Source organism: Janthinobacterium rivuli (assembly GCF_009208735.1).
GTDB lineage: Bacteria > Pseudomonadota > Gammaproteobacteria > Burkholderiales > Burkholderiaceae_D > Janthinobacterium.
On record NZ_WFLJ01000011.1, the window covers coordinates 94,932 to 115,250 of the forward strand.

General features: G+C 64.2%; 17 protein-coding genes. 8 read left to right on the forward strand and 9 right to left on the reverse strand.

Annotated elements, in window-relative coordinates; all coding sequences use genetic code 11:
- Positions 1 to 23 precede the first annotated feature (23 nt).
- Positions 24 to 623 carry an FMN-dependent NADH-azoreductase gene (locus tag GCN78_RS16285; RefSeq protein WP_131685955.1) on the reverse strand — a complete coding sequence of 200 codons (600 nt, stop codon included), beginning with the start codon at positions 621 to 623 and terminating at the stop codon, positions 24 to 26.
- A 126-nt stretch (positions 624 to 749) separates the two neighbouring features.
- On the opposite strand from GCN78_RS16285, the gene GCN78_RS16290 reads away from it, so the two are divergent.
- Entirely contained in the window at positions 750 to 1,655 is a 906-nt protein-coding gene (locus GCN78_RS16290; RefSeq protein WP_152252625.1) for a LysR family transcriptional regulator, read from the forward strand.
- Positions 1,656 to 1,672: 17 nt separating this feature from the next.
- On the opposite strand, the gene asd is transcribed toward GCN78_RS16290, so the two are convergent.
- Complete coding sequence (gene asd / locus GCN78_RS16295) at positions 1,673 to 2,521, reverse strand: archaetidylserine decarboxylase (RefSeq protein WP_152252626.1); 849 nt, start codon at positions 2,519 to 2,521, stop codon at positions 1,673 to 1,675.
- Between the two features lie 393 nt (positions 2,522 to 2,914).
- On the opposite strand from asd, the gene GCN78_RS16300 reads away from it, so the two are divergent.
- The 6 genes from GCN78_RS16300 (at position 2,915) to GCN78_RS16325 (ending at position 10,111) form a co-directional block, all read left to right on the forward strand.
- The gene (locus GCN78_RS16300; protein ID WP_226939668.1) at positions 2,915 to 4,996 is read left to right on the forward strand and encodes a TonB-dependent receptor plug domain-containing protein; all 2,082 of its coding nucleotides are present in this window, start codon (positions 2,915 to 2,917) and stop codon (positions 4,994 to 4,996) included.
- Positions 4,997 to 5,116: 120 nt separating this feature from the next.
- Positions 5,117 to 6,355 (forward strand): DEAD/DEAH box helicase, encoded by a 1,239-nt coding sequence (locus tag GCN78_RS16305; RefSeq protein WP_152252627.1) that lies wholly within the window; start codon positions 5,117 to 5,119, stop codon positions 6,353 to 6,355.
- Between the two features lie 67 nt (positions 6,356 to 6,422).
- Positions 6,423 to 7,040, forward strand: coding sequence for an LON peptidase substrate-binding domain-containing protein (locus tag GCN78_RS16310; protein ID WP_152252628.1), 618 nt, complete (start codon positions 6,423 to 6,425; stop codon positions 7,038 to 7,040).
- Between the two features lie 143 nt (positions 7,041 to 7,183).
- On the forward strand, positions 7,184 to 7,927 hold the full coding sequence (locus GCN78_RS16315) for a DNA-binding protein (RefSeq protein ID WP_152252629.1): 744 nt from the start codon (positions 7,184 to 7,186) through the stop codon (positions 7,925 to 7,927).
- Between the two features lie 216 nt (positions 7,928 to 8,143).
- Positions 8,144 to 9,091 (forward strand): cupin-like domain-containing protein, encoded by a 948-nt coding sequence (locus tag GCN78_RS16320; RefSeq protein ID WP_152252630.1) that lies wholly within the window; start codon positions 8,144 to 8,146, stop codon positions 9,089 to 9,091.
- A 108-nt stretch (positions 9,092 to 9,199) separates the two neighbouring features.
- A complete protein-coding gene (locus GCN78_RS16325; protein WP_226939669.1) occupies positions 9,200 to 10,111 on the forward strand; it encodes an ADP-ribosylglycohydrolase family protein in 912 nt (303 codons plus the stop codon).
- On the opposite strand, the gene GCN78_RS16330 is transcribed toward GCN78_RS16325, so the two are convergent.
- The 4 genes from GCN78_RS16330 to trpS all read right to left on the reverse strand — a co-directional run bounded on the left by GCN78_RS16330 (position 10,108) and on the right by trpS (position 14,912).
- Positions 10,108 to 10,839: a class I SAM-dependent methyltransferase gene (locus tag GCN78_RS16330; RefSeq protein ID WP_152252631.1), complete on the reverse strand. Its 732-nt coding sequence runs from the start codon at positions 10,837 to 10,839 to the stop codon at positions 10,108 to 10,110. The two genes, GCN78_RS16325 and GCN78_RS16330, sit on opposite strands and share 4 nt — an antisense overlap.
- Positions 10,836 to 12,080, reverse strand: coding sequence for a voltage-gated chloride channel family protein (locus tag GCN78_RS16335; RefSeq protein ID WP_152252632.1), 1,245 nt, complete (start codon positions 12,078 to 12,080; stop codon positions 10,836 to 10,838). Before GCN78_RS16335 ends, GCN78_RS16330 begins: the two co-directional genes overlap by 4 nt.
- Positions 12,081 to 12,114: 34 nt before the next feature.
- Entirely contained in the window at positions 12,115 to 13,704 is a 1,590-nt protein-coding gene (locus tag GCN78_RS16340) for a pyridoxal-dependent decarboxylase (RefSeq protein ID WP_152252633.1), read from the reverse strand.
- A gap of 131 nt (positions 13,705 to 13,835) precedes the next feature.
- Positions 13,836 to 14,912 (reverse strand): tryptophan--tRNA ligase, encoded by a 1,077-nt coding sequence (gene trpS / locus GCN78_RS16345; RefSeq protein ID WP_226939670.1) that lies wholly within the window; start codon positions 14,910 to 14,912, stop codon positions 13,836 to 13,838.
- A gap of 316 nt (positions 14,913 to 15,228) precedes the next feature.
- On the opposite strand from trpS, the gene GCN78_RS16350 reads away from it, so the two are divergent.
- On the forward strand, positions 15,229 to 17,172 hold the full coding sequence (locus tag GCN78_RS16350) for a CocE/NonD family hydrolase (RefSeq protein WP_152252634.1): 1,944 nt from the start codon (positions 15,229 to 15,231) through the stop codon (positions 17,170 to 17,172).
- Here the strand turns inward: GCN78_RS16350 and GCN78_RS16355 are convergent.
- The 3 genes from GCN78_RS16355 to GCN78_RS16365 all read right to left on the reverse strand — a co-directional run bounded on the left by GCN78_RS16355 (position 17,169) and on the right by GCN78_RS16365 (position 20,239).
- Positions 17,169 to 18,026, reverse strand: coding sequence for a DMT family transporter (locus GCN78_RS16355; protein ID WP_152252635.1), 858 nt, complete (start codon positions 18,024 to 18,026; stop codon positions 17,169 to 17,171). The two genes, GCN78_RS16350 and GCN78_RS16355, sit on opposite strands and share 4 nt — an antisense overlap.
- A 10-nt stretch (positions 18,027 to 18,036) precedes the next feature.
- Positions 18,037 to 18,858: a substrate-binding periplasmic protein gene (locus GCN78_RS16360; protein WP_152252636.1), complete on the reverse strand. Its 822-nt coding sequence runs from the start codon at positions 18,856 to 18,858 to the stop codon at positions 18,037 to 18,039.
- A gap of 100 nt (positions 18,859 to 18,958) precedes the next feature.
- Positions 18,959 to 20,239, reverse strand: coding sequence for a TCR/Tet family MFS transporter (locus GCN78_RS16365; RefSeq protein ID WP_152252637.1), 1,281 nt, complete (start codon positions 20,237 to 20,239; stop codon positions 18,959 to 18,961).
- Positions 20,240 to 20,319: the final 80 nt, after the last annotated feature.

Genomic DNA, 20,319 nt, shown 5'->3' on the forward strand with positions numbered 1-20,319 from the left:
CGCCGCCCCTTTCACTGCTGTGATTACACCAGGATCGCGTTGATCTCGGCGTCCGCCTGCGCTTGCGCCTTGGCCACGGCTTCCGGGCCCATGCCCATGCCTTCCGAATAAACGTACTGCACGTCGGTCAGGCCGAGGAATCCGAACATGGTGTTCAGGTAAGGCACCTGGCTATCGTTGGCGCTGTCGCGGTGCAAGCCGCCGCGGGACAGGCCCACGTAGACTTTCTTGCCGGTCAAGAGGCCAACGGGGCCGTTTTCCGTGTACTTGAAGGTGACGTTGGCGCGGGCAATCGCGTCGAACCAGCTTTTCAGTTGCACGGTGATGCCGAAGTTGTACATCGGCGCGCCGATGACGATGACGTCAGCCGCTTGCACTTGCGCAATCAGCGCGTCGTCCAGGGCGATGCGGGCCGCTTGTTCCGGCGTACGCTTGTCGGCTGGGGTGAACAGCGCTTGCAGGGTGGGCTCGTCGAGCACAGGGTGCGGTGCGGCGGCCAGGTCGCGGCGCACCAGGCTTGCTTGTGGATTGGCCGCTTGCACGCGGGCGACGATGGCGTCAGCCAGGCGGGTCGAGGCGGAACCGGTGCTGCGGGCGCTGGAATTGATTTGCAGGATGTTCATCTTGTTTTCTCCGTGGTGAGGTGTCTTGCGATGGATGAACTATAGCAATTCCAAAATTGATGCGGAAGCCGTTAAAATGGATAACATTAATCCACTCATGGAACAATTGAGTTTACAGGTAAATATATGGATATCGATCCCGGAGATTTGCTGCTGTTTGCCCGCGTCGTCGAATGCGGCAGTTTCTCGCGTGCCGCCGTGCGCGTGGACTTGCCCAAGTCGACCCTGTCGCGGCGCATCTCGCAGCTGGAAGCGAAATTGGGCGAACGGCTGCTGCTGCGCACCACGCGCAAGCTGGCGCTGACGGAGTTTGGCGCCAGCCTGCTCGAGCATGCGCGCAAGGTGGTGGAAGAAACGGAGGCGGCCGGCGCGCTGGCCCAGCACCGCCAGGCGGGTCCCAGCGGCTTGCTGCGCATATCCATGCCGGCCGATTTCGGCGACACCCTGATGCGCCAGGTGCTGGCCGAATTCGTGCGCCGTTATCCGGCCATTTCGCTGGAACTAGACTTGTCGGCGCGCCGCGTGGATTTACTGGAAGAGAACTTCGACCTGGCCATCCGCATGGGCAACTTGCCCGACGACGCCAGCCTGTCCGCGCGCCGCGTGGCGTTCAGCACCCTGGCCCTGTATGCCTCGCCGCAATACACGAGTGTGCACGGCTTGCCCGAGCATCCCGACGATCTGTACGGCCACGATTTATTGAGCTTGCCACGCGCCGTGCATGGCCTCGTGCACTGGACTTTGATCCGCGGCAAGACGACGTGGGAACGGGACTTGCCTGTGCGCCTGCTGGCGAACTCGCCGGAATTGCTGGTGCGCATGGCTTGCACGGGCGTGGGCATCGCGGCCAGCACGGACCGCTTCGCCAAGGCGTATGTGGCGACGGGGGAATTGGTGCGCGTGCTGCCGGAGTGGAGTTTCCCGCTGGTCACGGGCTGGGCCGTGTTTCCTGGCCGGCGTTTGATGCCGGCCAAGACGCGCGCGTTCCTGGATTTAATGGAAGAGATGTACCGGACCGACGCGCCCGTGTAGGCGCGCGTCCAGCGGATTTACTTGGGCAGGTTGCCCATGACTTCGCCCAGCTGCACGGGGCCGGCCGGCTGCCAGTTGGCATTGAATGCCACGGTGTCTTTGGGGAACAGCATGACGACGGTGGAACCGAGCAGGAAGCGGCCCAGCTCGTCGCCCTGTTTCAGCACGACATTGTCGTTGGCATAGCTCCAGTCGCGTACCTGGCCCGTGCGCGGCGGGTTGACGACGCCGTGCCAGACGGTGGCCATGCTGCCGACGATGGTGGCGCCGACCAGGGTCATGACGAAGGGGCCGTTGGCCGTGTCGAACACGCAGACGACGCGTTCGTTGCGGGCGAACAGGCCGGGAATGCCGCGCGCCGTCGTCGGGTTGACGGAAAACAGTTCACCGGGAACATAAATCATGCGCGTCAAGCGGCCGTCGCACGGCATGTGGATGCGGTGGTAGTCGCGCGGGCTCAGGTACAGGTTGGCGAAGCTGCCATGTTCGAACTGCGCCGCCAGGGCCGCGTCGCCGCCCACCAGGGCCGTGGTGCTGAAATGGTGGCCTTTGGCCTGGAAGATCTGGTCCTTGTCGATCGTGCCGAACTGGCTGATGCGGCCATCGACGGGGCAGACGTAGTCGGCCTTGGCCAGCGGGCGCGCGTCCGGGCGCAGCGCGCGCGTGAAAAAGTCGTTAAAGCTCGTGTAGTGCGTGATGTCCGGGTCCAGCGCCTCATCCATGTTGACGTTGTAGTGGCCGACGAACCAGCGGATCAAACGCGTCGTCATGGCGCCGCCCTTGGCACCGGCGACACGGCCGGCAAAATTGGTCAACGCTCCCTTGGGCAGCAGATATTGAGGCAAAACGGCAAGACGGTCAGACACGATGGGAAGCCTTTGACGGGGTGATGGGAACAATGGTGAAAACGCATTATAGCGGCGATGTGGCGCGCAATGATATGCGCCGTATGCAAGGGGGCGCATCGCAGCCGGCCGCCGAATTTAATTTGCTATAGGAAATATTTTCAGGAAACTGTGTCACTCGGAAAAAATTACAGCACAATACAGCGGCCTGTTTTTTAGCTTTTAGCCATTTTTATTCAGCCAACTTTTTGTAGCCAGGTCATGATGCCACGCCGTTGCCTTCGCCTTACCGTCCTTTGTTCCGCCGTTTTACTTGCCTGGAATGCCCAGGCCCAGCAATCCGAAACGCCTGCTGCCGACGCCGCTGTTGCCCCCTCTGCGCCGCTCAAGGCGGACAAACCCGCCGCGCCCGCCATGCAAACCGTGGAAGTCAAGGGCAGCGGCTATGATCCGCGCCGCGACGATACGGCCAGCAAGATGGTCGTGGGCAGCGAGGAAATCCTCAAGTATGGCGACACGAATGTCACCGACGTGCTCAAGCGCCTGCCCGGCATTACCGTGTCCGGCGCGGCCGGGCGCTCGGGCGGCGAAATCCGCATGCGGGGCCTGGGCAGCGGCTACACGCAGATATTGCTCAATGGCGAACGGGCGCCGGCCGGTTTTTCGCTCGACACCTTGTCGCCCGACGTGATCGAACGCATCGAGATTTTGCACGCGGCCAGCGCCGAATACAGCACGCAGTCGATCGCCGGTACCATCAACGTGGTGCTGAAAAAGGCCGTCAAAACGGCGCAGCGCGAGCTCAAGCTGGGCGTGCAGGGCAGCGACGTGAGCTTTTCGCCCAGCGTCAATATGCAGCTGTCCGACCGCGACGGCAATTTCTCGTATTCGCTGGCCGGCTCGCTGTTCCGCTATGACTACCATTACGACAATCCCGGCCTGGAACTGGGCTACGCGCCCGATGGCCGGCAAAACCTGCTGCGCCGCACGAACGGCACCGGCGATGGCCGGCCGGAAGGCGTCAACCTGTCGCCGCGCCTGAACTGGGTGCTGGCCAATGGCGACAACGTGACGGCGCAATTCTTTTTCAACGGCGGACGTTCGAACCATCGCAATGTCAGCCGCGCGGAAACAGAGCAGGGCTTGCGCCCCGACTACGACACCAATACGGGCAGCTCCAGCAACCACAATGCCTTCGGCCGCAGCGACTTGACGTGGATGCACAAACTGGCTGGCGGCGCCCGGCTGGAACTGAAAGTGGGCGCCTCGGCCGCCCGCAATACGTCCGACAGCCTGCAGCAAGGCTTTATCGATGGCGGCGGCCTGGCGCTCGAGCGCAAGGTGGGCGTGAAGGCGACGGAAAACGGCGTCAGTTCGGCCGGCAAGTATTCCACGCCCTTGCTGCCCGGCCACGCCTTGTCGATGGGCTGGGATGGCGCCTACACGGAGCGCGAGGAAACGCGCCGGCAGCGCGAAGCGGCCCTGGGCGCGTCGGGTGCACGCGCGCCCGTCAACAGCGACGAAGGTTTCGACGCCACCATCGAGCGCCTGGCCCTGTTTGTGCAGGACGACTGGGAAATCAGCCCGCGCTGGTCGATGTATGCGGGCGTGCGCTGGGAAGGCATCGACACGCGCAGCGCGGGCGACAGCTATGACGAAGTGAATCAGCGCACCAGCGTGTGGAGCCCGCTGCTGCAAACCCTGTGGAAGTTGCCTGATACCAAGGGCGACCAGGTACGTCTGGCCCTGACGCGCACCTACAAGGCGCAGCCCACGTCGAGCCTGATTCCACGCCGCAATACCTCGACCAACAATAGCCAGACCGACCCCGACCGCGAAGGCAATCCGTATTTGAAACCGGAGCTGGCGCTGGGCATCGATGCCTCGTACGAGCACTACTGGGCCGAAGGCGCCTTGCTCAGCGCGCGCGCCTCGGCCCGCCGCATCGATGGCTATACGCGCCAGGGCTTGCTGTTCATCAATGACCGCTGGGTGTCCACGCCCGTCAACGATGGCCGCGCGAATACGCAGACACTGGAACTGGAAGCGAAGTTCCCGCTGCGTGCCGTGCTGGCCGCGCCCGTGCCCGCCATCGACTTGCGTGCCAGCATCAGCCGCAACTGGTCGCAGGTGGAGCAGGTGCCGGGGCCGGACAATCGGCTCGACCAGCAAACGCCCGTCAGCGGCAACTTCGGTCTCGATTACAAGACGCCCGATGGCGTGCTGACCACGGGCGGCAGTTTTAATTTCCGCAACGGCGGCCCGGTGCGCATCACCGAGCGCCAGAGCGCGTACACCTCGCCGCGGCGCGACCTCGACATTTATGCGCTGTGGAAATTCGATGCGAAGAACCAGCTGCGCCTGGCGGTGTCGAACTTGCTGGCGCAAGACTTCGAAAGCGATACCATCTATGCGGACGCCAGCGGCACGATACAGCGCAACAGCATTTCGCCCAGTTCGCCGCAGGCGCGCGCGACCCTGGAAATGAAGTTCTGATCGCGGGCTTTTCGTGTTGAAAACCCCCGGCCGGCATCCCCGCTGGCCTATAATCTCGGCAATCGCGCGCACGGCCTGTCCGTGCGCGCCACCTTTTCATTTGCCAAGATTGCTTTCCCCATGACGTTTTCCTCCCTCGGCCTGATCGATCCCCTGGTCCGCAAACTCGATGAGCTTGGCTATGCCAAGCCCACGCCCGTGCAGGCGCAGGCGATTCCCTGTGTCCTGGCCGGACGCGACCTGATGGCCGCCGCCCAGACGGGCACGGGCAAGACGGCCGGCTTCGCCGTGCCGCTGCTGCAGCGCCTGACTTTGGAAGGCGTGGTGGCGCCCCAGTGCGTGCGCGTGCTGGTGCTGGTACCCACGCGCGAACTGGCCGAGCAAGTCTATGCCAGTTTCCGCAGCTATGGCGGCAACTTGCCGTTGCGCAGCTTCGTCGCCTATGGCGGCGTACCCATCGAGCCGCAGATCAGCAAGCTGCGCAAGGGCCTCGACGTGCTGGTGGCCACGCCGGGCCGCCTGCTGGACTTGCAGACGCAGGGCGCCGTCAAGTTCGAGCAAGTGCAGACCCTGGTGCTGGACGAGGCGGACCGCATGCTGGACCTGGGCTTCGAGCGCGAGCTCGATATATTGCTGATGACCATGCCCAAGCAGCGCCAGACCCTGCTGTTCTCGGCCACCTTCTCGGACGCCATCCGCGCCATGGCGAAAACCATGCTGAAGGACCCCGTCTCGGTGGAGGTCAGCGCGCGCAACAGCACCGTCAAGGCCGTGAAACAGTCGGTCATCGTGTGCGACAAGAAACGCAAGCCGGAACTGTTTTTGCACCTGTTGAAGAAAAAGCGCTGGGGCCAGGTCCTGGTCTTCGTCAAGACGCGCAAGGGTGTCGAGCTGCTGGTGAATACCTTGCTGGAGCAGGGCGTGCGCGCCGATTCGATTCACGGCGACAAGACCCAGCCGAACCGCCTGCGCGCGCTGGCCCGCTTCAAGGCGGCCGAGGTGCAGGTGCTGGTGGCCACGGACGTGGCCGCCCGTGGCCTCGATATCGACCAATTGCCCGTCGTCGTCAATTTCGACTTGCCCACTGTGGCGGAAGATTACATTCACCGCATCGGCCGCACGGGCCGCGCGGGCGCCTCGGGCGAAGCGATCTCGCTCGTCTGCGCCGACGAGGTGGAATTGCTGTCGGCCGTGGAAGCGCTGACGCGGCAAATCCTCAAGCGCAACGAGGAGCCGGGTTTCGAGGCCGAGCACCGAGTGCCGGGCACGTCCGCAGGCGGCACCATCCAGAAAAAGGCCGTGAAAGTGCTGGCGCCGAAGGCGGCCGAGCGGGCGAAAAAACGCCGCTTCTACAAGTAAGCGGGGAAGTTGGCCAGGCAGGGCAAGGCGCGCTGCACGGATATGCCATTCGTGCCATCATGCGCGTATGACCTCGATACCTTTGTTCCCGCTCAATACGGTGCTGTATCCCGATGGCTATCTGCCCCTGCAGATCTTCGAGGTACGCTATCTGGACATGATACGTCAGTGCATCATGGGCGAGCAGCCGTTCGGCGTGGTGCAGCTGCTGGACGGCGCGGAAGTGCGCAAGCCGGGCCAGCAGGAAACCCTGGCGCCCGTGGGCACGCTGGCGCGCATCGTCGACTGGGCCGCACCCCTGTCGGGCTTGCTGCAAATCAAGTGCATGGGCCAGCAGCGCTTTCACATCGTTTCCAGCGAACAGTTGAAGCACGGCTTGTGGGTGGCGCGGATCGAAATCTTGCCACCCGATAAAACCGTCCCCATCCCGCAAGAGCAGCAGAACGTGGCCGACGCGCTTGGCGCGCTGATCCGCACCTTGCAGGAGCAAAAGATCCCGCCCGAACAAATGCCCCTGCAACCCCCATACCGGCTCGACGAGTGCGGCTGGGTGGCGAACCGCTGGTGCGAGCTGCTGTCGCTGAGCGCCATGCAAAAGCAACTGCTGCTGAGCCAGGACAATCCCGTGCTGCGCCTGGAACTGGTGCAGGATATGCTGACGGAGAACGGCTTGCTGGAAGAGTAAATCAGCCGAAGCCGCATGTTTGCACACGCTTCCGTTGTGCAATTGCAATTTCTATTGAGAAATACTTTACGCTTTGCCGCCACTGGCATAAGATAATGCCCCTGGGCAAGATTGCCCTGGGCAACATTCAAGAGTACACGACAATGGCAAAAACAAGCGCGGAACAGATCAATGCGGCAATGGACGCGATGGCGGGCGAAGGCCAACCCATCACGGTGCGCGCCTTGCGCGAACGGCTGGGCAATGGCGCCTGCCTGGGCACCATCAGCAAGCTCTTGCAGCGCCGCAAGGCCGGCGCGCAACGCCAGATCGCTGCCGCCGCCGAACTGTCGCCCGTGCTGCAGCAAGCCATCCTCGATTATGTAGGACAGGAATTAAGCGCCAGCCACAGCGCGCATGAAGCCGAGATGAACGACAATCAACAGGAATTGATGGACCTGGCCAGCGAGAATGAGCGCCAGCAAGAGTTGCTCGACCAGCAGGCGGGCGAGCTGGAAGCCTTGCGCGAGGAACTCGAACGCGAGCGGCAGGTGGCGAACCAGGCCCGCACGGACCTGGCCAAGGCGCAGTTGCGCCTGGAAGGCTTGCCACGCCTGGAAGAGGCGGCCGAGCAGGCGCGCATGGACCTGGCCAAGGCGCAATTCAAGCTCGAAGGCATCCCCCGCCTGGAAGAGGCCGCCGAAGCGGCGCGCGCCGAACTGATCCAGGCCCAGCTGAAGCTGGAAAGCCTGACGCGCGTGGAGACGGAACTGGCGGCCGCGCGCCTGGAACTGGAAGCGGAACGCGAAGAGCTGGGCGAAACGCGCGCCGAACTGGACGAAGAGCGCACCTTGCGCATCAAGGCGCAGCAGTTCATCGTCGATCCCATCTTCAAGACGCCTGTCTGAGGACACCTGACCAAACCTGCTGCGCGTCGCGCTTTGCGGCCTGCGATGCTCACCGTACTGGAGTACGGTTGCGCTTCTTAGCCACAAATCACTGCCGCTCGCGACGGTTTTGTCAGGTGTCGATACGTCAGGGGAATAGGTCATGCGGACCTTGCTGGCTTAAAATGGCGCACTGTCGCGCCATGCCGTGCGACGCCCTGATCGCAAAGAAGGTTTATGTCCGTAGAAAAAGAAGTGCCGCTCCCGCTGGCGGCCGCCCCCACATCGCCGCGCGCCTTGCCGCCCAGGCCGCCGGCCGAATTCAGTTCGCCCGCAGCGGCCTTGGCGCGCAAGCTGGCACGCGAAGCCAGGGATGCGCAGGTGCGCGGCGTCACCTCCATCGACGCCATGCGCGAGGCCATCAAGCAGGCGGCGCGTGACTTGCCCACCATCACCGAGGTGCCGCGCCTGGCCATGCTGGACGCCGCCGCCTTCCGCGCACGCGCCGCGCTGGGCTTGCCCTTCCTGATGCGCGGGCTGGTGCGGCGCTGGCCCTTATCCCGGCTGGAACCCGCCATCTTGCGCGAACAGTTCAGCCACGTGCCCGTGCGGGCGCGCGTGGGCGACTACATCAACACGGCGTTCGCGGCTGACCGCGCCATGCAGGATATGTCAATGGGGCAATACCTGGATCTGGTGGCGGAGGGCAAGTACACCTTGCCGCCGTACCTGGGCAACCTGGAATTGCGCGAGTTGAACCGTTTGTGCCACTGGCCCACGTATTTTGACAAGATGGGGCCGCCACGCTTCTGGGTGGGGCCGGCCGGCACGGTGACGCCCTTGCATTGCGATTACGACGACAATATCTTCGCCCAGGTGTGGGGCCGCAAGCGCATCGTGTTATCGCCGCCGCACCACGACGAATTCCTCTACCCCAGCGAAGCGAATGCCATCCTGTTCGGCTCGCCATTCGACCCGGAGGCGCCCGATTTCGAACGTTTTCCCCTGGCGCGCCAGGCGACCATGATTGAATGCCTCGTCGAGCCGGGCGACATGCTGTACGTGCCCGCTGGCTGGTACCACCAGGTGCGCGCACTGACGTTTTCGCTGTCGTCGAACCGCTGGGCCAGGGCCGTGCCGCTGGCCCTGTATGGGCAGAGAGCGCTGCGGCGTACCGAGGTGTAATCGGATGGACCGATGGCCTTGTCATCGGCGCGCAGACCATGCGGGGGAATTGTCGTCCAGCTTGTTATCATGTCTTTTTCATCCGCCACGTCATCTGCATGGAGAGCAATGATCACATCGAGCTTGAATAATCGTTATCTGGGCGCCATGCTGGCGCTGGCCTGCGGCGACGCCGTCGGCACGACCGTGGAATTTTCCCCGCGCGGCAGCTTCGCGCCCGTGACGGAGATGGCTGGCGGCGGCCCGTTCGGCCTGAAGCCGGGACAGTGGACGGACGACACCTCGATGGCGCTGTGCCTGGCCGAGAGCCTGGTATTGAAAGGGGTGTTCGATCCGGCGGACCAGATGGTGAGGTATCTGAACTGGTGGCAATGGGGCTACCTGAGCTCCACCGGCACCTGCTTCGATATCGGTGGCACGGTCAGGGACGCGCTGGCCAGTTTCCAGGAAACAGGCAATCCCTACAGTGGTTCTACCGCGCCGATGACAGCAGGCAATGGCTCGCTCATGCGCCTGGCTCCCGTCGTGCTGTTTGCCTATCCGGATGCGGCGGCGGCCGTGGCATACGCCGCCGATAGCTCGCGCACGACCCACGCGGCGCCGGAAGCGATCGAAAGCTGCCAGTTGTTCGCCGCCTTGCTGTGCAGCGCGCTGGCGGGTACGCCGAAAGAGGCGCTCATGGACAGTGTGGCTTACCGGCCTGCCGAACCGCGGCTGGTGGAGCTGGCCAGTGGCAATTTCATCGCCAAGACGGAAGGGCAGATACGCGGCACGGGTTATTGCGTGGAGTCGCTGGAAGCGGCGCTCTGGTGCTTCTTCCATACCGACACGCTGGAAGAGGCCGTGTTGCGCGCCGTCAACCTGGGCGAGGATGCCGATACGACCGGCGCCATCGTCGGTCAGCTTGCCGGCGCCTATTATGGCGCCCAGGCAATCCCGGTGCGCTGGCTGGAAGCGCTGGCCATGCGCGGCGATATCGAAGCGCTGGCGGGCAAATTGTTCGAGCGGGCCCGGGGCTAGCGCAGGTTACACCCCACCAGCAACAGCATCGGTCGTTCCCGCTCTTCGGCCAGGGCCGGCTGCCGGGCGATCTGTTCGTCGCTGGGACCCCATTCTTCCACGTGTTCCAGCTGAAAACCGGCGCGTAGCAAGGCGTTCAAGGTCGTGCCCAGGGTGCGGTGCTGCTTGATCACGCCGGGCGCCAGCCAGTCGGACACGCGCGGGCCTTGCTCCTGGTAACTGTCGACGGGCCAGTGTTTGCGGCCCTGCGCATCCGTCAGCCAGCCGGGCTGGCGCGGGGCCATGAAGATCGGGTGCTCGATGGAAAACACCAGCTTGCCGCCCGGCTTCAGGCCGTGGCGGATGGTGGCCAGCAAGGCGTCGAAGCCTGCGATGTAGTGGAAGGCCAGCGAGCTGTAGACGAGGTCGTAGCCGGCCGGTGGCAAGGCCAGTTGTTCCAGATCCAGCCGGGCATAGCTGACGGCCGAGTGTCCTCCCATGCCGGCTGCCTGCGCCAGCATCTTTTCCGACACGTCCACGCCCAGCACCCGCGCCGCGCCAGCCTCGGCAGCCCAGCGGCAGAACCAGCCATAGCCGCAGCCCAGATCCAGCACTTGTTTCCCTTGCAGCGCGGGCAGCATGGCGCGTAGGGCTGGCCATTCGGGCGCGCTGTCGAGGCCGCCTGTGGAGCGCGGCAGCTGGCTGTAGGCCGTGAAGAAGGCGTCGTTGTCGTAGATATTCTGTGTCATGTGTCTGCTGAATCCTTGTGGGCCGTGCGCTTGGCGTGGCCGCTGCGTTGCGCCCGGTAAATGCCGGTGTGGCCGGAAAACAGATAGGCCACGACGCAGGCGATGGCCGCGTACACGCCGATCTCGGCGCCGAACAGTTCCATGGCCATCAGGGTCGAGGCGATGGGGGTGTTGGCGGCGCCCGCGAAGACGGCAACAAAACCGATGGCGGCCAGCAGGGGGGCGGGCTGGTGCAGCAGCGCACCGAGCGCATTGCCCAGGGTCGCGCCGATGAAGAACAGGGGCGTCACTTCGCCGCCCTTGAAGCCCGTGCCCAGCGAGACGATGGTGAACGCCATCTTGGCGAGGAAATCGTATGCTGGCAGCGGTCCCTGCAGGGCGTCGACGATGGTGGGAATGCCCAGGCCGATATACTTGTCCGTGCCCAGCAGCCACACGGCCAGCGCGACGACGAGACCGCCGGCCAGCGGGCGCAGCGGGGCGTAGGCGATCTTGCGTTTCATCCAGCCGCTCAAGCCGTGCGTGGCTTGCGCAAACAGTTTGCCGGTTACGCCGAACAGCACGCCCGCGATGACCATGGCGCACAAGGTCCAGGTTGAAAGGGCGGGAATGCCGGGTACGGCGTAATGCGTGTGCTGGACGCCCCACAGCAGGCCGATCTGATCGGCGATGACGGCAGCTAGCAGGCAGGGCAGCATGGCTTCGTAGCGCAGGCGGCCGATGGCCAGCACTTCCAGGCCGAAGAGGGCGCCCGCCAGCGGCGTGCCGAAGACGGAGGCAAAGCCGGCGCTGATGCCGGCCATCAGGATGATGCGCCGGTCTTCATTGTTCAGGCGAAACATGCGCGTGAGCTGGTCGGCCAGCGCGCCGCCCATCTGCACGGCCGTGCCTTCGCGCCCGACCGAGGCGCCGAATACATGCGAGACGACGGTGCCGCCCAGCACCAGCGGCGCCATGCGCAGGGGGATGATTTTTTTCGGGTCGTGGATTTCATCGATGAGCAGGTTCGCGCCGCCTTCGACACTGCTGCCGTAGCGCAGATACAGCCAGCCGACGGCAAAGCCCGCCACGGGCAGCAGCCAGATCAGCCACGCGTGCGCCAGGCGCGTGCGCGTGGCCCAGTCCAGGGCGAACAGGAAGCCGGCCGAGGCCGACCCTGCCAGCGCGGCCACGATGGCCGCGAGCAGCAGCCATTTCAACAGATGCTTCAACAGATCGGTGAGGGCGCTGAGGCGGTGCATCGGGCATCGAGTCCAGGTTGATGGGTGGGAGTCCTTACAGGCCCAGTTCGGCCACCAGCGCCTGGCCGATGGCGCGCTGCTCGGCCAGGATGGCGCGCAGGTGGTGGGGGCGCGTCTTGACATTCGTCATGACCACGCGCAGCACGTTGGTCGGGCCGGGGTAGCGCGTCGATTCGAGCACCGTGCGCGACACAAAGCTGTGGCCCTGCGCCTTTTGCCGGTTTTGCAGCTTGGCGTTCAACGTGTTCAATTGCTTGTTCAATTCGGTCGCCGCATCCACCTGCCCGCTGGCCAGCAAGGCCTCCATGCGCTGGCGCAAGTGCGTGGGCACGTAGCGGTAAGTCAGAATGAAGGTGTCGGAGCGCGTGACGAGCTCAAAATCGTGCTGGTCGGCCAAGAGCTGCTGCAACTGGCCGGACAGGGTGGCCGCCTGCCGCAGCAGGGTCGTGTAGCCGGACACACCGAGCACCTTGAACGAGGTCCACAGTTTCAAGGCGTCGAAGCGGCGCGAGCCTTCCAGCGACGTCTGGCCCAGGTCGCCCGAGTTGTCACGCAAGATGTAGTTGGCGTTATGCTTCAGCAGGTTCAGGCTGGCGCTGTCCTTGAACAGCACCATGCTTTGCGCCATCGGCACCCACAGCAGTTTATGTCCGTCGATGACGACGGAGTCGGCCAAGGCAATCCCGTCGTACAGCGCGCGGTACTGTTCCGCGATCAAGAGCGCTCCGCCCCAGGCCGCATCCACATGGAACCAGATGGACTCCCGCGCGGCAATGGCCGCCATGGCGGCCAGCGGGTCGATGGCGCCCGTTTCCGTCGTGCCAGCGATGCCGATCATGGCGACGACCTTGATCTTGCGCAATTTCAAGTCGGCAATCGTCGCTTCCAGTGCGGCGACGTCGATGCGGTTGTCGCGGTCGACGGCCACCAGGTGCAAGGCATTTTCGCCGAGGCCCAGGGTCGCCAGCGCCTTTTTCACGGAATAATGGCTGCGGGCCGAGCCGATCACGGCCAGCCCCGCGTAGCCGGATTCCTGCATGGCGGCAAACAAACCGCGCTTGCGCGTGCCGGGCAGTTGCTGTTCCAGCGCCACGGCCAGCGCCGTCAGATTGCCCATGGTGCCGCCATTGACGACATTGCCCAGCGCGCCGCTGGTGGCGGCCATGGCCTGCGTGTAGACAGCGTCCGGCTGCTGATACACCTGGCGGTGCAGCCAGCCGAGGATCTGCTTTTCGATCAGGCTCGACACATACGCCGTTTCGATCTTGACCTGGTTCTGGTTCAGGGTGGCCGTAAACGCTTCGGCCAGCACGCTGATCCAGGGCAAGGCCTGCGTCATGTGGCCGATGTATTGTGGGTGGTTCAGCTGGGCCGTATTGGCCAGCACCGTGGTATCGAGCTCGTGCAGGAAATCCGCCACGGGCATGCCGTGCGCGGGCAGGCAGGTGTCGGACAGTTGCGTCAGCAGTTCCGCATACGGCGTGTGCGGATAGGCCGTGTCGCGTTCGGCGGCCAGCCAGCCGCCCAGCATGCCCAGCGCCTGCCGCAGTGGCGCGGGCGAGCCTTGCAGCGCATCGATGGAAAAATGCTGCTGCAGCAGTTGTTCGATAGGGGTATCGGTCATGGCGCGGTGTCTCTCTACGGATTGCTGATGCCACGGTGACAAACGAATTGCGCCCAGGCGAAAGCGGGATTTTACCCGACTCCGCCTGGGCGCATCAGTTTGCTATATCAGTTTGCTATTACGGTCAGCTATCAGAAGTAATTGAGGCCCAGCGCCGACTTGACTTCATCGGCCGTGCGCGCCGCCACTTCGCGTGCGCGGAACGTGCCTTCTTTCAACATCTGGATGACTTGTCCCTTGTCCTTGGCGAACTCTTCGCGGCAGGCGCGGATCGGCGCCAGCATTTCCTGCAAGACCAGGTCCAGGCGCTTCTTGACGATGCTGTCGCCCAGGCCGCCGCGCACGTAATGGGCTTTCATGTCGGCCAGCGCCGCTTTTTCCGGATCGAACGCATCGAGGTAGGTAAAGGCGATGTTGCCTTCCAGGTGGCCCGGGTCTTCCACGCGCAGGTGCAGCGGGTCGGTGTAGACTTTTTTCACGGCGGCCGTGATTTCGGCCGCGGTCGCGCCCAGGTTGATGGTATTGCCCAGCGACTTGCTCATCTTCGCCTTGCCGTCGATGCCGGGCAGGCGGCCGATGTCCGGCACCAGCGCCTTGCATTCCATCAGCACTTCGCGGTTGTACATGCGGTTGAAGCGGCGCACGATTTCATTCGTCTGCTCGATCATCGGGATCTGGTCTTCGCCCACGGGCACCACGCCCGCCTTGAAGGCCGTGATGTCGGCCGCCTGGCTGGCAGGGTAGGTCAGGAAGCCGGCCGGGATGTCGCGTTCGAAGCCGCGCAGGCGGATTTCTTCCTTGACGGTGGGGTTGCGCTCGAGGCGCGCGACGGTGACGATGTTCAGGTAGTAAAAGGTCAGCTCGGCCAGTTCCGGGATTTGCGACTGGATGAAGACCGTGGTCTTGCTCGGGTCGATGCCGACGGCCAGGTAGTCGAGCGCCACTTCGACGACGTTGCGGTGCACCTTGTCGATGTCATCCATATTGTCCGTCAACGCCTGCGCGTCGGCCAGCATGATGAATTGCTTGTAGCTGTTCTGGTAGCGCACGCGGTCGCGCAGGCTGCCCACGTAGTGGCCCAGGTGCAAGGGGCCGGTCGGGCGGTCGCCCGTCAGGATCACGGATTGCGAAGCGATGGCGGCAGCGGACAATGGCGCGGCCGGGGCGTTGTCGGTATCGGGGGTGTCGGGAGTGTTAGGCAAGCTCATCAAGTTTCCTTTTGAGCCGCCTGCATCGGGGATGATCCAGGCTGAGCCTGTTACGCCACCGATCGAGGCGGCGTGGATCAAATTCACATCACTATGCAGTGGCCGCGCGAAAGTGAGCGGGACCACCAATTCAAGCAGGCGTGTTGTGACGGGATAAATTTCATGGCGTTATGGTTGCAGTTCGTGCGCGTTCTGTCAAGTTGCACCCCGATTTATCTGCCGCGCCGCGTCAGGCGCTTGCCTACTGCAAAAATTGCTTTCCGGGTACTATTGCCGTTCGGCCACTTTTGCGTGGCATGAATCATTGGAGAACAGTATGCGCGTGTCGTCCCCCGTCCGGCTCACCGGCCTGGCCCTTGTAGTGAGTTCCCTGTTTATTTCCCCCGCGATGGCGCAAACGCCGCCGATGACGCCCGATATCGGCGCCAAGCTGGTGATGCCCGATGTCAATGATTACGTCAAGCGCGTGGTGATGATCCCCATGCGCGACGGCGTCAAGCTGTACACGGTGATCATCGTGCCGAAAGACGCCAAACGGGCGCCGATCATGCTCACGCGCACGCCGTACAACGCGGCCCGCCGCGCCCAGCGCGCGAGCAGCCCCAGCATGCTGACCACCTTGCCGCAAGGCGACGACACCCTGGTGGAGAATGGCTATATCCGCGTGTTCCAGGACGTGCGCGGCAAGCATGGATCGGAAGGCGATTACGTCATGACGCGCCCCGTGCGCGGACCGTTGAACCATACCAAGGTCGATAACGTCACGGACGCGTGGGACACCATCGACTGGCTGGTGAAGAACGTGCCGGAAAGCAATGGCAAGGTGGGCATGCTGGGTTCCTCGTACGAGGGCCATACGGTGCTGATGGCCCTGGTCGACCCGCATCCGGCCCTGAAGGTGGCCATCCCCATGAGCGCCATGGTCGATGGCTGGCGCGGCGACGACTGGTTCCACAACGGCGCCTTCCGCATGCCGAGCCTGTCTTACCTGGCGTGGCAGACCAGCGCGCGCGGCAGTAGCGAGGCGCCGGCGCTGGGCGTGTATGACGAATACGATGCCTATCTGCGCATCGGCTCGGCCGGCGATTACGCGAAGAAGTTCGGCATCGACAAGCTGACCTACACGAAAAAGCTGTTCGAACACCCGGCCTACGACAGTTACTGGCAGGAGCAGGCGCTGGATAAAATCCTGGCGAAACGCCCCTTGATCGTGCCGACCATGCACGTGGTGGGGCAATGGGACCAGGAAGATATCTATGGGCCGTACGCCAGCTACACGGCGATGGAGGGGCGTGACAAGCGCAACAACCTCAATTACCTGGCCATCGGCCCGTGGCGCCATAGCGGCGTCAACTATGACGGTTCCAGCCTGGGTGCCTTGAAATTCGACGGCGACACGGCGCGCCAGTTCCGCGAAAAAGTCATGCAGCCATTCCTCAATCAATACCTGAAGGATGGCGCGCCGGAAGCGAACACGGCGCCCGTGGTGTCGTACCAGACCGGCACCAACCAGTGGCAGCGCCTGCAGCAGTGGCCGCTGGCCTGCGAGACGTGCGAGACGAAACTGACGCAGATCTACCTGCAGGACGGTTCCAGGCTGGGTTTTGCGGCGCCAGCGGGCGCTGCGGATGCGGCGGAAGGCGCCTTCGATGAATACGTGGCCGATCCCGCCAAGCCCGTGCCTTTCGTGGCGCGTCCCGTGCGCCTCATGGACCCCGATGTGTGGAAGCCATGGCTGGTCAGCGACCAGCGCGGCTATGCCGACCGCACGGACGTGCTCAGCTATGTTTCCGAACCGTTGAAAACGGCCGTGCGCATCGCCGGCGCGCCGATGGTCAACCTGTTTGCCTCCACCAGCGGCACGGATGCCGATTGGGTGGTGAAACTGATCGACGTGTATCCGGACGAGGTGCCGTCGCAGCCGGCCATGGGCGGCTACCAGCTGGGCGTGGCGATGGATATCTTCCGCGGCCGCTACCGCGACAGCTTCGAGCACCCGACGCCGATACCGGCGGGCAAGGTGGAACGCTACCGCTTCGCTTTGCCGAACGCGAATCACGTCTTCCTGCCCGGCCACCGCATCGCCGTGCAAGTGCAGTCGAGCTGGTTCCCCCTGTACGACCGCAACCCGCAAAACTACGTGCCGAACATCTTCCTGGCCGACCCGGGCCATTATAGAAAGGCGACGCAGCGCGTGTACCACGCGGCAGGGGCGGCCAGCGCCATCGAGTTGCCGATTGCGCCGCTCGACGCGCGCTAAGCGATTCGCATCAGGATGGCGCCCGCCGCGATCAGGCCGATGGCCAGGTAGCGGCGGGGGCTGATTTTTTCGCGCAGGAACAGGGCCGCGATGGCGATGGCGAATAAAATCGACGTTTCGCGCAGGGCCGCGATGGCGGCCACGGGCGCCTGCGTCATGGCCCACAGGGCCAGCCCGTACGAAGCGAGGGTGCCGACACCGCCGAAGGCGGCCAGCCGCCATTGCGTTTGCGCATAGGCAAGCAGGTCGGCGGGGCGGCGCAGCACCGTCCACAGCAATAGCCCCGCGCCGTTCAAGACAAAAATCCACATGGTGTAGGCGGCCGGCGCGCCGGACAGGCGCACGCCGATGCCGTCGATCAAGGTATAGCTGGCGATGACGCAGGCGTTGACCAGCGCAAAGGCGGTGGCGCGTCCCGTGTTTTTCCGCACGGCGGCCGTGGCGGGCAGGCGCGCGGCGAAATACAGTGCGAAGATGCCCGCGCAGATGCAGGCGACGGCGCCCATCTGCATGGAAGACAGCCGTTCGCCGATCAGCGGCCAGCTGGCCAGTGCCACGATGAGCGGCGCGCTGCCGCGCATCAGGGGGTAGGCATGGCTCATGTCGCCCGCCCTGTAGGCGGCCGCCAGCAGCGAGTAATAGGCCAGCTGTGCCACGGCCGAGGCAAGCAGGTAGGGCCAGCTGGCCGGTGCGGGAGCCTCGACAAAGGGCAGCACGGCCAGCGAGATCAGGGCCGCGCCCACGGAGACGAGTACGGTGCTGAGAAAGGTATCCTTGCCCGACTTGACGATGGCGTTCCAGCTGGCGTGCAGCAGGGCGGCAAACAGCACGACGGCGACGACCAGACCTGACATGCCTGGGTCCTTAGCGCGGACGGATGCTGAGCGAGAGCAATTCCTGGCGGTGATGGCGCTGGAAGGCGTCCATCACGGTGCCCGAGCGGCCCGCCTTGTCCAGCAGGTCGCGCAGGGTCGCCTGGTCTTCCGCCGTGAGCGACTTGCGCGACAGGTAGACGCCGCTCATGCCCCACGGCAGCTCGGGCAGCGCTTCCAGGCGCAGGCGGTCGGCCAGGCCATACACGCGCGCATCGTTTTGCGCCACGCCGGCCAGGATGGTGGGCGCCATGATGGTGGCATCGATGAAGCCGCTTTGCATCAGGCGCGCCACGGACAGCGCGTCGACTTCGTAGAACAGGCGTCCCTGGCTGCTCAGCTCCTTCGCCAGCGCCTGGTACGGTGCGCCATAGTCGTAGCCGCGCACGAGCGCCACGCGCAATTCGCGCCGCTCGATCAATTCCTGCATGGTGTTGATGGGCGCGCGCGCGCCCTGCAGCGAAATCAGCAGCGGACGGCTGCCCAGCATGGGGATGAACAGGCCGTGCTGGTCGCGCCGCAAGGTGCTGCTGGCCGGGATCAGCAAGTCGGCCTTGCCCGCCTCGAACATCGCTTCCAGGCGCGCGCGGGGCACGGCCGTGAAGATGAAATTGCAGCCGAGCTTGGCGCCCATGCTGCGCAGCAAGTCGGGATAGATGCCGCTGATGGTGGCGCCAGTGACCACCACGCTGGCGCCGATGGCCGAGACGGGTACCTGGATGTCGCGCGAGCATTGTGCGCCCGCCAGCGACGGCAGCGCCAGCGCCAGCATGGCCACGGTTCGGCGCCAGGCGCTGGAATAAAAGTCAGTCATACCCATCCTTGCTCACCATCGTATCGCGGGCGTTGGCAACGTCCGCTTGATTATCCCATTCTCGCCTATTTATTTCTCAAATGCAATATTATCCTGCCGACTACTTTGTGGTGGAAACCACAAGTCTTGCCTGGCGTTGTGCCTTGAAGTAGCGCCAGGCCACCACGATGCCCAGGGTTTGCATGATGGCGCACAGGAAGAAGGTGCTGCCGATGCGCCAGTCTTGCGGCGGCAAGTGGCTCACTTCACCGAGGATCATGCTGCCGAGCAAAGGCATGATGATAATGCCCAGGCTGCTGATCGATTGCAGGGAACCCATCAGTTCGCCCTGTTCGCTGGCGTTCGATGACTTCGAGATGATGCCTTGCAGGGCCGGTCCGGCGGCAAAGGCCAGCAGGTTGCACAGGATCAGCGCATACATCATCCAGCCCTGCGTCGCCAGGCCGTACAGCAAATAGGTGAGCGCGCCCGACGCCATGCCCAGCAGGGACAGCCGCACTTCGCCAAAACGCTTGATGAGTATGCCCAGCAAGCCCGCCTGCACGACGGCCGCGCACAGGCCCACGCAGAACAGGGCGATGCCGTTCTGGCGCGGCGTCCAGTCGAAGCGGAAATGCGTGTACAGCACCCAGGTGGTGTTGAGCATCATTTGCGCAAACGTCATCAGGCCGAAGGCCAGCACCAGGCCGCGGATTTCCACGCGGCGCACCAGCTTGAGCAGGGCGGCAAACGGGTTGATGCGCGACAGGGTGAAGGGGGCGCGGGGACCCGGCTGCAGCGATTCGGGCACGCAGAAATAGCCGTAGATGAAATTGGCCGCCGACAGGCCCGCCGCCACGTAAAACGGCAGGTGCAGATTGATCTCGCCCAGCAGGCCGCCCAGCATGGGCCCGCAAATGAAGCCCAGGCCAAAGGCCGCGCCGATCTTGCCGAAACTCTTGGCGCGGTTGTCGGGCGTGGAAACGTCGGAAGCGTAGGCGGACGCGACCGACATGCTGGCCGACGAGACGCCGCCGATGATGCGGCCGATGAACAGGCAGGCCAGGTTTGGCGCCCAGCCCGTGGCGAGGAAGTTGATGCCCATGCCGGCCATCGAGTACAGCAGCACGGGACGGCGTCCCACGCGGTCGCTGATGGCGCCCAGCATGGGCATGAAGATGAATTGCAGCAAGCCGAACACGGCCGCCATGATGCCGTACCAGAACGCTTGCTCATCCTTGCCGCTGACAAAGTCGCCGATCAGGATGGGCAGCACGGGCACCACCAGGCCGATGCCCAGCATGTCGATGAAGACGCAGACGAGGATGAAATTGAGGTTGCCGGCGCGCGCGGGCGCGGCGGCGGACGGGGAGTGGCTGTCGGGGCTGGTTTTATCGGACATGCATGCTTTCGGCGCGTTGGCAAAGCGCCGGCGCGTTGCAGGTTCCTGCTGGCGCGCGGCGCGATAGCTGAGGCTTGCAT